12 protein-coding genes and 1 tRNA gene are annotated in these 12,348 nt (G+C 40.7%); 7 read left to right on the top strand and 6 right to left on the bottom strand.

Translation table 11 applies throughout. From position 1 onward, the window contains the following. Positions 1–91: 91 nt before the first annotated feature. From KXJ59_RS10615 to KXJ59_RS10640, 6 genes are all read right to left on the bottom strand, one after another. Positions 92–2,170, bottom strand: a complete 2,079-nt coding sequence (locus tag KXJ59_RS10615) for a serine hydrolase (RefSeq protein WP_295204383.1) — start codon at positions 2,168–2,170, stop codon at positions 92–94. A gap of 306 nt (positions 2,171–2,476) precedes the next feature. Beyond that, positions 2,477–3,262 carry a class I SAM-dependent methyltransferase gene (locus KXJ59_RS10620; protein WP_295204384.1) on the bottom strand — a complete coding sequence of 262 codons (786 nt, stop codon included), beginning with the start codon at positions 3,260–3,262 and terminating at the stop codon, positions 2,477–2,479. Beyond that, positions 3,259–3,906, bottom strand: a complete 648-nt coding sequence (locus KXJ59_RS10625; RefSeq protein ID WP_295204387.1) for a hypothetical protein — start codon at positions 3,904–3,906, stop codon at positions 3,259–3,261. Before KXJ59_RS10625 ends, KXJ59_RS10620 begins: the two co-directional genes overlap by 4 nt. Before the next feature lie 357 nt (positions 3,907–4,263). Further along, positions 4,264–4,815: a Crp/Fnr family transcriptional regulator gene (locus KXJ59_RS10630; RefSeq protein WP_295204389.1), complete on the bottom strand. Its 552-nt coding sequence runs from the start codon at positions 4,813–4,815 to the stop codon at positions 4,264–4,266. A 2-nt stretch (positions 4,816–4,817) separates the two neighbouring features. Beyond that, positions 4,818–5,981, bottom strand: a complete 1,164-nt coding sequence (locus KXJ59_RS10635) for an AraC family transcriptional regulator (protein WP_295204392.1) — start codon at positions 5,979–5,981, stop codon at positions 4,818–4,820. A 144-nt stretch (positions 5,982–6,125) separates the two neighbouring features. Further along, positions 6,126–6,202 (bottom strand) — tRNA-Pro (locus KXJ59_RS10640). Positions 6,203–6,314: 112 nt separating this feature from the next. Here KXJ59_RS10640 and KXJ59_RS10645 point away from each other — a divergent pair. From KXJ59_RS10645 to KXJ59_RS10675, 7 genes are read left to right on the top strand one after another with little or no spacing between them, the layout of a single operon-like run. Next, complete coding sequence (locus tag KXJ59_RS10645) at positions 6,315–7,577, top strand: dihydroorotase (protein ID WP_295204395.1); 1,263 nt, start codon at positions 6,315–6,317, stop codon at positions 7,575–7,577. Positions 7,578–7,589: 12 nt separating this feature from the next. Next, positions 7,590–8,132, top strand: coding sequence for a DUF4199 domain-containing protein (locus KXJ59_RS10650; protein WP_295204397.1), 543 nt, complete (start codon positions 7,590–7,592; stop codon positions 8,130–8,132). Positions 8,133–8,140: 8 nt separating this feature from the next. Further along, positions 8,141–9,085 carry a glycosyltransferase family 2 protein gene (locus KXJ59_RS10655; protein ID WP_295204405.1) on the top strand — a complete coding sequence of 315 codons (945 nt, stop codon included), beginning with the start codon at positions 8,141–8,143 and terminating at the stop codon, positions 9,083–9,085. 11 nt (positions 9,086–9,096) lie between these two features. Next, positions 9,097–10,233 (top strand): glycosyltransferase, encoded by a 1,137-nt coding sequence (locus tag KXJ59_RS10660; RefSeq protein ID WP_295204408.1) that lies wholly within the window; start codon positions 9,097–9,099, stop codon positions 10,231–10,233. Between the two features lie 6 nt (positions 10,234–10,239). Continuing rightward, complete coding sequence (locus KXJ59_RS10665; RefSeq protein WP_295204411.1) at positions 10,240–10,818, top strand: D-sedoheptulose 7-phosphate isomerase; 579 nt, start codon at positions 10,240–10,242, stop codon at positions 10,816–10,818. A gap of 9 nt (positions 10,819–10,827) precedes the next feature. Next, complete coding sequence (locus KXJ59_RS10670) at positions 10,828–11,385, top strand: HAD family hydrolase (protein ID WP_295204414.1); 558 nt, start codon at positions 10,828–10,830, stop codon at positions 11,383–11,385. 52 nt (positions 11,386–11,437) lie between these two features. Continuing rightward, entirely contained in the window at positions 11,438–12,325 is an 888-nt protein-coding gene (locus KXJ59_RS10675; RefSeq protein WP_295204417.1) for a hypothetical protein, read from the top strand. The last annotated feature ends 23 nt before the right edge of the window (positions 12,326–12,348 follow it).

The following is a 12,348-nucleotide window of genomic DNA, read 5'->3' on the forward strand; positions in this document are numbered from 1 at the left end:
AATATTTAATTGTACAATTGTTGCAACACAGAGGTTGTTTGTTCTATCGGTATAGTGCTATACTGATTTATCCTGCAGGAGGATCTGAAATTTATTTTTTTACAGCTTTTATACTACCATTTGGCTGAATAAGTATAAAAGCGATTACTTCTGCTTTTTCATTTGCTTCAAACTTTACACTATACCCACTAACGCCTTCAATGGTAAACTCATCTTTATTACCAGCTATAAGTGTGTATTCAGGCTGTCCGGGTGTTTTCGACATAAGTGCAGCTCCTTTCAGATACACTTTTACAATTTGGCCACCAAGGTTATACTCACCAGTATACTTTGTAAAATCATTGTTAGCAATAGTTTGCTTATGCTCTTTATTAATCACAGCAGCTTCTTCCTCTTTACTACTGCCAATTCTTTTCACCCGAAATGTTCCATTGGGTTGTATAAATACACAGGCGGGAATATTTCCTTTTTCATCTCTTTCAAACTTTATACTCACTCCTTTTGCCCCTTTTACAGCAAACTCATCCAGCTTTATGGGTAGCAAATCATAATCTGTCTGGCCGGGCACTGCAACTTTGAGCATATTTCCATCAGTGAGATATATTTTGGCAATTGTGCCATTAAAGTCATAGTCTCCGCAATATTGCCTTGGATCACCCTTGATAATCTGACTAGTCGATACCTGCTTTTTAAACGCTATATCTTTTATACTGCTTTCAAAAGGTATTTTCAATGAAACAATAGAGCCATCAACCGCAACAGTAAATTCACCATTCACGGCTTCGCTGCCATCAAACACCGTTTCATCGATTGTGAATTTGAAATAGTTATACTGAACATGTTTAATCCTCAAATTCCACCGGTTAAATGTTCCTGTTAATCCATCGTTATTGTCTTTTATAACAATTGTGCCATAGGCCTCATTTTTATAAGTGCCACTGAAATCAGCGAATGCATGAGAAGGTTGTATTATTGTACCATTGTTATCTGCATTTACTGGCTGGTTATTTGCCTGCATTTTAAGCATGCCATTCCAGTCTCTGTAGCTCGCCCCAATCATCCTGTCGGCAATGATGTTGTGGAGAATACGCGGTACTTCTGAATTATTCTGATTTACGGATATAAATATCCCAAGGCTGTCGGTTGGGAAAAAAGAAGCAAAAGAACTAAAACCGTTAATATTACCACCATGTCCAACGCCATAATGTCCTCTGTAATTAGCGGTATACCAACCCAGACCATAATTGAAGAAGTAATAATCCGTCATTTGTTTGGATGGCAAATTGGCGGACACAATCATTTGTGAGCTTATAGCCTGTTTATAAAAATCAGGGCTAATGATTTCTTTGCCCTCAAATTTCCCCTGGTTTGTCCACATCAACAGCCAGTTGGCCATATCTTTTGCTGTTGATACTATTCCTCCTGCCGGTGCTATGCCGTTCAAAGTGCCTGGAAGAAAATCTAACTTTTGCAGTTTACCATTTTTACTTACGTATCCGTAAGCATAATCGGGCGTGTTTGACAACTGACCGGTTGATGAACTCTTCATAGCCAGTGGCGAAAAGAATTTTTCTTCAATGAGTTGCTCCCATTTTTTTTGATAAGTATTTTCCAGCAATCGTGCTATGGCAACATAGTTTAAGTTATTGTACTGAAAAGTTTGCCTGAGCGGGGCACTCGGTTCCAGATAACGTATCAAACGAACCATACTATCCCTGTTACCCATAGCGCCACTGTACCAGGCATAATCATGTCTGGGCAAACCTGTGCGGTGACAAAGCATATCCCTTACTGTTACATGAGCAGTGAGATCGCTGTTATAAAATTTTAATTCAGGGAAATATTGGTTGATGGGTGCATCCATATCGAGGTTAACATCCTTCATCAGGTAACCAACCAGGGATGCTGTAAAAGCTTTGGTACAGCTACCTATGGCGAAACGGGTATTTTCTGTAACAGGCTTTTGATGCTCATGGTCTCTTACACCATAGCCCTTTGCCATCAGAATTTTATTCTTTTCAACTACCGAAATGGAAATACCCGGCACATTCCATTCTTTTAAAATCCGGTTGATCATGCTGTCCATACCCGCTAACCTTGTGTCATTCATTTGTGCCTTAGCTGCCACTGAAAGGCAGACCATCAGCATAGTTGTAATAATTTGCTTCATTTAGTTATTCACTGGTTTAAATTTGATGGAGCAACGCAAGTGTTTGCTCCATCATTTATTTAATAATGATGTTTACAATCCGCAGTAAAAATCATTACAGTTACTGGCTTACAAGACCTGCCCTGCAATAAGAGACCAAGCAAATGGCTATTGAAAATCAGCAGTTTACGAGATTTAATGTACAAGGATTACCTACCTTACAGGATGATCCCCGCATGTGAGAGATTTCTAATTGCAACGCGCTAACTAATCGATGCATTATTGTATTGGCAGCATATGACCAATTGATTGAACTATCCCCGGCTTCTATGGTTTCCGGCACCTGATGTGAAGAAAATAACCTACAACCGCTGCACTTTGCAAGGATGGCTTCTCTCTGATATGTTCATCAGATGGACAGGGTTCATTGATCTCCTCTATTGAAAAGCCGGCATTGATAACAGCATTCATCCAGAAAGTCAAAGTCCGATGAAAACGGGGCACTTGAAACTGTGGTGTCTGTTCTTTTATTTGTGGTGGAGTATTCCTAAATATCCACTCCTCAATTTCGCCGTCATTACCTGAAAAATATTCACCCACGGCTACTGCATAGGTTTTCCCCTCGGTATTACGTAACTTTTTTAAATAAGGAGGTTTAAAACAGGGATGTTCGATAGAGAATTGGAAAAAGCTGCCTGGTTTTAAAACCCTGTATGCTTCCTGTATTGCTTTTTCGGGTTCAGGTAAATCCATGAGGCACATAAAAGATACAGCAAAATCGAAGCGCTCGTTTTGAAAGGGTAATTGGGTGGCGCTTGCAACTGCATAGTGTATACCTAAAGGAAATTCTCGCTCAATCACTTCGGCACTTTCGATGAAGGCAGGCGCAATATCAATTGCCTGCAGTATCGCTCCCCGGTCTGCCAATAGCCTTGTATTATAGCCCTCCCCACATCCAATATCGATTCCTTCTTTGTTCTTTATATCCGGCAGTGTGGCGAAGAAGGCAGGTGTATTTAAATAATCCCTGTACACATCGTATCCTGCCCTTACCAAATTGGTCCATACAGGCGCATTCCTGTTCCAGTACTGGCCTACTTCAGTTTCATTCATAAACTTGTATTTTTTGAGGGAGTACTAATTAAAAGAATAGCAGCTATAATTTTCCAGCTTACAAGGCTGAAAATAAAAAGACCGAAACCTAATGCAGAGGTGAAATTAAACTTCATAAGAAGCCCAAGCATGGTAACCACTACAATCAGCAAACCATAATAGCCCAGCCATTTCGAAAGTTCACCTGTAGCTGTTATAATAAGAGACCAGATTACAATAGCAAGAGAAAGTGCTATAATAAAAATATAGTCCATAGATGTACCTATAAGCCATCCATAGTTGCGTATTGCATGTAAAACAGCCCCATCAACCGTACTACCGGAGTAGTTTGATGCAAACATGGGTAATACAAAGCCATTGACAGTACCGGCAATCATTACCGCTATAAGTCCAAAACAAGTAACAGAAAATGCCAGAAAGGATATTCGGCTCTTTGTTGCCAAAGCAGTTGCCAAGCCCCAAAAGCCAAAAGCGATAAAAGGAATACTGATAAGCGCTAAAATGTGTGAAACGATAAATATCTCTTTTTTACCGGCTATCTCTGCAAGACTCCCCCCTACCGGGTGTATTGCCATCGTAAGGGTTGCCAGGACTGCGCCTGTTAATAAACTGATACCTGATGCTTTTTTAAATTGCTTTTCCATTATTTTTTTCTTGAAAAGCAAAGATTAGACTGGAACCTTAAAGCATCACTTGACGAATGTCAATAAATAAAACCTAAGGTGGTATGCTATTAAAATCAATCACCCCTACGATTCAAAACTCATTATTGCTCCTGGGCCGAATGGCCTCGTCCCTGCTACCGGGCTGCATTGGCCTCTGATCAGATCTGCTGCGCATGATCTGATCTGTCTTCGCTGCGCTTGACACCGACCCCAATGAGGCCCGTCCACAGGGACTGATTAAAAATGATTCATTTTAACTGGCTCATACTCGGCAGTTTTAATGCGCCTCTTTATTTCTTAAATATATAAATAGCAAATAACACAACACGTTAAAACCTATTTTTTACCCCTTATACGGCTAAGTGTTTCAGGTGCAATCTTCAGGTAAGAGGCAATCATTTTTAGCGGAAACTGCTGAAAGAGTTGGGGTCTTGAAGAAAAGAGCTGACTATGTTTCTCCTCAGCTGTATTGGCATGATCGAAATAGCGAACCCTTGATACGGTTTGTTCCAGCACTTTACCCAACTGAAAAAATGAGGGTGATAGCGCAATCAATTCATGTACTGACATGAGCGATAATTCTACAACTGTTAGTTCAGAATATGCTTTGATCGTTACTGTGGAAGGTTTTTGGGTAACAAAACTTGAATGATTCAGGCACCAGTCATCCTTCATATGCAGGTCTATAATATTTTCGTCAATATCATCATACGAAAATTGGTATGCTTCACCTGAAACAATATAAAAAGCCGATTTGCAAACATCCCCTTCATTCAGGAGTATTTCATTCTTTTTAAAATTTCGGCTGACTGCTTTTTCAGTAAACAGTACCACTTCCTCGGCTGTAAAATGACCAATGCTTTTAAGTAAACCTTCCGTTACATTCATGATTAACCCTTTTGATTCGAAAGCTGACTCATATATTCAGAAGGCGACTGTCCGGTTACTTTTTTGAAATTCTTGTTAAATGAAGACTTGGAATTGAACCCACATTCATAAGCAATGCTCATGATGGTGAACTGGCTGTTTGCCGGAAGGCTGATCAACTTTTTAAATTCTTCTACCCGCAATGTATTAATATAATCAAAAAAGTTTTTGTTTTCTCTTTCATTAATTACCTGTGAAAGATAATTGGAATGAACATTTAACCTGGCCGCCAGGGTTACAAGCGATAATTCGGGCTCTGTATAGCTTTTTTCTTCGGCCATTACCTGTTTTAATCTGTTGTGCAGATCTTCAGCCATTTCAGGGGTCAGGCCAGAATTGGCATATTTTTTTTTCTGAAGATTGGTTGCTGTTTCTTCTTCCGGTGCTGGTTCGGCTATTTCCTTTTTAGCGAATGGTGGTGTTTTAGGCTCAATATCGCCAGCTAAGAAAACCTGTTTTTTTCCAAATATTCCTACTTGCCGGATACCGAGAAATCCGAGAAGGGTTACAAAAACAACACCAGCCCCGAAAATGATCGAATTCTTTTTAAATACAATGATGATTATCCAGATTACCAATAGTCCATAAATTAAATACCGTAACCAATTCAGGTTAATTCTTTCCTCGTAGGAAAACTGTTCTCCTATATTTTTTTTGTGCTTTCGCAATAAAATAAATGACCAGATGACATAGACCAATCCCGACAAATGAATGGTGCTAAGTAAAATGGTATTGGCGGTTTCGTACCCTTTCCCTTTATTCAGGTAAATCTCCATTTTCTCTTCGGCACTAAGCAGGTATATTGGCATCAGGTAAATAACAGTAATCAATGCCGGCAAAAAATGCAGCCACCATTTCTTTTTATTGGATGGAAGCAGATTGGTGGAAGCTGCTGTATATAAATAAAGAAACGGGCCATGTAAAAGCGGAAAACAACTTCCCACAGACATTATCCAGTGAATATTATCAATATTGGCAGGTTGCAGGTTTATTACATACAGAATGGTATGTACAGCAATAGCGAATAGCCAGATAGCTAGAATATTGTCAGCAAGATTTTTGCCTTTCTTGGTGACCAAAATCAATAAAAGAAATAAATTGATCCCTAATCCTATGTAGTAAATCATCTCGTTGACAATAACTTAACTTTATCCTGCATTCCGGATAAAGTTAATTGAAAAATTGACCCAATTGCCCGTATTAGTGCCGTAAGGTAATGCCCCATGCATTACCTTAATAAAAAAGAGCCCTAATTGCTTAGAACTCTTTTCTGGTCGGGACGACTGGATTCGAACCAGCGACCTCTTGCACCCCATGCAAACGCGCTACCGGGCTGCGCTACGTCCCGCAAAAACCAAATCAGACATCTGACATCTGCCATCAGACATCCGAAAGGGGCTGCAAATATAGGGGTAAAACAAAATTTCAGGTTATATTGCACAAAATTTTATACCCGCTACATGAAGATCCTCATCAGGCAGGCTAAGATCGCCGATACAAATGCATCAATCAACAGACAGGTCAGGGATATTTTAATTGAGGATGGTATCATTACGCAAATTGCAGCTAAAATTAACGGTTCGGCCGATCAGGAGATCAGTGCTGATGGCTTAACTGTTTCTCCCGGCTGGGTGGATATTTTTGCACATGGCTGCGATCCGGGATTTGAATACAAAGAAACCCTCGATACACTGGCCGCCGCCGCCGCCGCTGGAGGCTATACACAGGTATTTGCACTGGCCGACAATAAACCCGTTACAGATAATAAGGCACAGGTAGAATATATCAGGCTGGGGTCACAGCATTTACCCGCCAGCATCCTCCCTATTGGAGCCATCACCCAAAAAATGGAAGGTAATTCACTGGCAGAAATGTATGACATGCGCAACAGCGGTGCCGTAGCATTCTCCGATGGTTTGAAACCGGTTCAGTCACCCGGTCTTTTCCTGAAAGCCTTACAATATGTAAAAGCATTTGATGGCGTGCTCATTCAATTACCTATCGATAAAAGTATCAGTGCAGGCGGACTCATTAACGAGGGTATTGTTTCCACGAGACTGGGTTTACCCGGACTACCTACGCTGGCCGAAGAACTTTTTATTAAAAGAGACCTTGATTTACTGAGGTATACCGGTTCAAAATTGCACCTCACGGGTATTTCAACCGCCAATAGTGTATTGCTGATACAGGCCGCTAAAGCGGAGGGATTAGCGGTAACCTGCAGTGTTACACCTTATCACCTGTTTTTCTGTGATGAGGATCTGCAAGAATATGATACCAACCTGAAAGTAAATCCACCCCTTCGCTCCAGGGCCGATATGCTGGCTTTGCGTAAAGCGGTACAGGATGGCGTAATAGATTGTATTGCTTCGCACCATATACCCCAGGACTGGGATCATAAGACCTGCGAATTTGAATATGCTGCTTATGGTATGCTGGGTTTACAAACCGTATTTGCTGTGCTGAACGAAACCATTCCCGGTTTAAATGATGAGGCATTGGTGGCACTGTTATCCAACAATGCACGTAATATTTTTGGCTTAACACAGACCAATATTCAGGAAGGTGCGGAGGCAGAACTGACTTTGTTTTCAAGATCGGCGGGCAGTATGCTGACAAAAGAAAACCTGAAAAGCAAATCTGCCAATACTGCTTTTATGAACAGACCCATGAAAGGCGCTGTGTTGGCCACTATCCATAAAGGTCAAATTCATCAACCATAAACCAACTGATACATGAAACCTAACTTCAATCAAACTGCCATTACCTATGGCGTCATTACAGGTTTAATTTTTCTGGTCATCACTTTTGCGGCATGGGCTGTGGGAAGTGCAGAATCTTTTGTTAACATTACCGGTATCGCCGTTTTCGTTCCCTATGTAATTGTTACACTGATTATAGTTGGGATTAAAATTCGCAAGCAAAATGATAACCTGATGACTTTTGCTGAAGCACTCAAATTTACTTTCCTGGCTTATGTGGTTTATGCAATTATAGAAGCTATTGGTAATTATGTTCTCTATGCCTGGGTTGACCCCGACCTTACCGCAAAAGTGTTTGAAATTGGTTTGAAGAAAACACAAAAAATGATGGAAGCTTTTGGTGCATCAGAACAGCAGATGGAAGATGCAATGGATAAAGTAAAAAATGAACCTCAGCATACTTCTTTCAAACAGATTTTCCTTGGTCTGGGCGTAACGCTTATATGGAACTTTGTTAAATCTTTATTGATCAGCCTTATTATCAGAAGAGAGCCTAAATTCGAGGATCAATTATAAATTCAAGTATGGATCTGTCAATAGTCGTTCCCCTTTTAAATGAAGACGAGTCGCTTCCCGAATTATGCGGATGGATTGAGTCTGTAATGCAGCAGAATGGCTATTCCTATGAAGTGATCCTGGTGGATGACGGCAGTACCGATGCCAGTTGGGAAGTAATACAAACCATTGGAACAAAGAATTCGAATTTCAAAGGCATCAAGTTTCAACGTAATTATGGTAAATCAGCCGCATTAAATGAAGGTTTTAAAGCAGCCAGTGGTGATGTAATCATTACCATGGATGCAGATATGCAGGATTCTCCCGACGAGATACCTGAACTTCGCCGTATGATCATTGAAGAAGGTTATGATATGGTGAGTGGCTGGAAGAAAAAAAGATTTGATAACACACTCACTAAAAATATTCCTTCGAAATTATTCAATGCTGTTGCGCGGAAAAGTTCAGGTATCCGTTTACACGATTTTAACTGCGGACTAAAGGCATACAGAAAAAAAGTAGTGAAGAGTATTGAAGTATATGGCGAAATGCATCGTTATATACCTATTCTCGCTAAATGGAGCGGTTTCAGAAAGATTGGAGAAAAAGTGGTAGAACACCGTGCACGTAAATACGGTGTTACAAAATTTGGCTGGCAGCGTTTTGTCAACGGCTTTCTCGATCTGGCTACTATTATGTTCTTAGGTAAGTTTGGTAAAAGACCCATGCAGTTTTTTGGCTTGCTGGGTACCCTGTTTTTCCTGGTAGGTTTGGGAGCCAGTATATCACTGGTGATTGCCAAATTTATTTCAACTGATTTCTCTCTCACCAACAGACCCAGTTTTTATATTGCTTTAACCACTATGATTATTGGTATGCAATTATTCCTCACAGGTTTTGTGGCGGAACTGGTGGCCCGCAATGCTTCGGAAAGAAACGTATACCTCATTGAAGAAAAATCGGGACTGGACTGATTGAATGATGCATGAAGAAAAAAATTATCATCATCGGATCTGCCTGGCCACTCAGAGGCGGTGGCATTGCTACTTTTAATGAAAGACTGGCCCGGGCATTTATGCAGGAAGGCCATGAAGTAATTATTTATAGTTTTTCTTTACAATACCCTTCGTTTTTATTCCCCGGTAAATCGCAATATGGCAATGAGCCAAAACCGGCTGATCTAACCATCAGGTCTATTATCAATTCCATCAATCCATACAACTGGATCCGGTCTGGTAATAAAATCAAAAAAGAAAATGCTGATCTTATAGTTGTCCGTTACTGGTTACCTTTTATGGGTCCATGTTTAGGCACTATACTGCGTATTATTCATAAAAACCGCCGTTCAAAAATTGTATGCATTGCAGACAATGTTATTCCGCATGAAAAAAGAATGGGCGACATGCCTTTTACCCGCTATTTCATAAAGCCGGTAGATGCATTTATTACCCTGAGTGAGAAAGTGCTGAACGACTTAAAACAGTTTACACAGAAGCCTGCCATCGCTACAGTGCATCCTTTATATGACAATTTTGGGGAACCGATTGATAAAGCGGATGCCAGAAAAACATTGGGTATTGCTGCCGACAAAAAACTGATCCTTTTTTTTGGATTTATCCGTCAATACAAAGGGCTTGATCTTTTACTCAGGGCCATGGCAGTGTTAAAAGAAAAACAGGATGCTCCTACCCTGTTGATTGCCGGAGAGTTTTATGAAAATGAGCAACAATACCAGCTTTTAATTGATGAACTGAATATCCGCGACCTGCTGATTCTGCGAACAGATTTTATTCCGGATAATGAAGTGCGTAATTATCTCTGTGCGGCAGATTTTGTGATACAGCCCTACCGCCATGCCACACAATCAGGTATTACACCCCTGTCTTATCATTTTGAAAAACCCATGCTGGTTACCAATGTGGGCGCTTTACCGTCGATGGTGCCACATGAACAGGTAGGCATAGTTACCGAACCCGATCCGCTATCCATTGCCAATGGCATTCAACAGTTATACAGTTTAGGCGAAGCGCATTTTTTGTTTCATCTTCGTAATGAGAAAAAAAAATACAACTGGCAGGGTCTTACAGATTGTATCTGGCAGTTGGTTGAAAAAGTAAACTAACAGTATATGGCAACAAGAATTCATGAAATCATAGCATCATCCATACAGGTAAAACAAAGCATATTGAATGATGAAGCCTTACAACAAACCGTTCAGCAAATAACAGATGCTGTTGTTGAAGCATTTGAATCGGGACATAAAGTAATGTTTTGCGGCAATGGCGGCAGTGCTGCCGATGCCCAACACCTGGCTGCAGAGTTTTCGGGTCGCTTTTATAAAAACAGAAGAGCATTACCTTCTGATGCATTGCATTGCAACAGTTCTTACCTCACTGCTGTGGCCAATGATTATAGTTATGATGATATTTATAGTCGCCTCGTAGATGGCACCATGGAAAAAGGAGATGTACTGATCGGTATCAGCACATCGGGCAACTCACCCAATATTGTAAAAGCTTTTGAAACCGCGCGCAGTAAAGGCATTACCACCGTAGGTTTTACAGGCGCTTCGGGCGGAAAGATGAAAGAACACTCAGATTTTTTACTGAATATTCCTTCTACAGATACTCCACGTATACAGGAGAGTCATATTATGCTGGGACATATTATTTGCGAACTCACGGAAGCAGCTATTTTTAAAGGTTAAGACGATATTATGTTAGCACTGGATCAGGTAAATAATCAATGGACCCTTTTTTTGGATCGTGATGGCGTATTAAACCATGAAAAAAATAATGATTATGTACTCAGCTGGAACGAATTCAGGTTTTATGAAGGTGTTCCTGAGGCACTTGCATTATTAGCCGGCCGTTTCAAACATATTGTCATTGTTACCAACCAGAAAGGTGTGGGTAAGGGAGTAATGGGTTTGTCGGATTTACTGGAGATACACAGCAATATGTTATCACTGATTGAAAAGGCGGGCGGGCGGATTGACAAAGTTTATTTCTGCTCCGATCTTTCAGATGATTCACCCAACCGTAAACCCCAGCCCGGTATGGCTTTTCAGGCGCAACATGATTTTCCGGGTATTGATTTAGCTAAAAGTATCATGGTAGGCAACCGACCCAGTGATATGAAATTTGGCAGAAATGCGGGTATGCATACGGTATACCTTGCTACCACGCATCCCGAAACACCCTTTCCTCACCCTGATATTGATCTCCGATTTAACAGTTTGGTTGAATTTGCACATACAATTACTGCTGTATAAGAAAAACACAAAAATGTTTTTCATCGTTTTGATTGGTTTAATTTTGCAGTATATGAGAGTATTGCTGTTTATCTTTTTATTGCTCGCCGGTCTTACTACTGTTACCGCACAGGACGACCGTATGCATATGCAGCAAATGGAGGATGAAATAAAGCCACTGGCTTATACCATCATGAACGATAATGATTTTATTACCCGTTTTCGTGCCGACAGCGCTTTTATCCGCGGATTGGTAAGGGCATTACGAACGCCTCATTCCTTTCGCTACCGTTTTGATTCGCTCACCAGCATCTCTCAACTATACGCCCCCGACAGCAGTTTCCGCATTTTTACCTGGCAGTTGCAAATGGAAGACATGAACCATTTTCGCCAGAAAGGTGCCATTCAAATGCGCACCGCCGACGGATCGCTGAAACTCTTCCCCTTATTCGATGTTTCAAAATACACGGAAGCGCCTGTTGATTCGGTTCGTAATGTACAGAACTGGATTGGTGCCGTTTATTATAATATCATACAGACCAAATACAATAACCGCAATTACTATACCCTTTTTGGTTATGATGAAAATGATGCGCGCAGTACCAAAAAATGGATGGAAGTATTAACTTTTGATGCCAATGGTGCGCCCCTTTTTGGAGGCCGTTATTTTAATTACCGCGAAGATGACCTGAAACCCAAACAACCTGCTTTCCGCTTCTGTGTTGAATTTAAAAAAGAAGCCAACGCCAAACTTAATTACGATCCTGAACTAGATATGATTGTACTTGCTCATCTGGTAAGTGAAGAAGGTGATACCAAAAAGAAACATACACTGGTTCCTTACGGAACATTTGAAGGCTTCAAATGGCTGGGAGGAAGATGGGTGCATCAACCCGATATTAAAGAAGCCAATCCCGATGCAAGAGTGAATCCGGATCAGACGAGGAAGAAACAACAGTAGAACAGAAGAATATCGAATATCCA

Source organism: Sediminibacterium sp. (assembly GCF_019264485.1).
GTDB lineage: Bacteria > Bacteroidota > Bacteroidia > Chitinophagales > Chitinophagaceae > Sediminibacterium.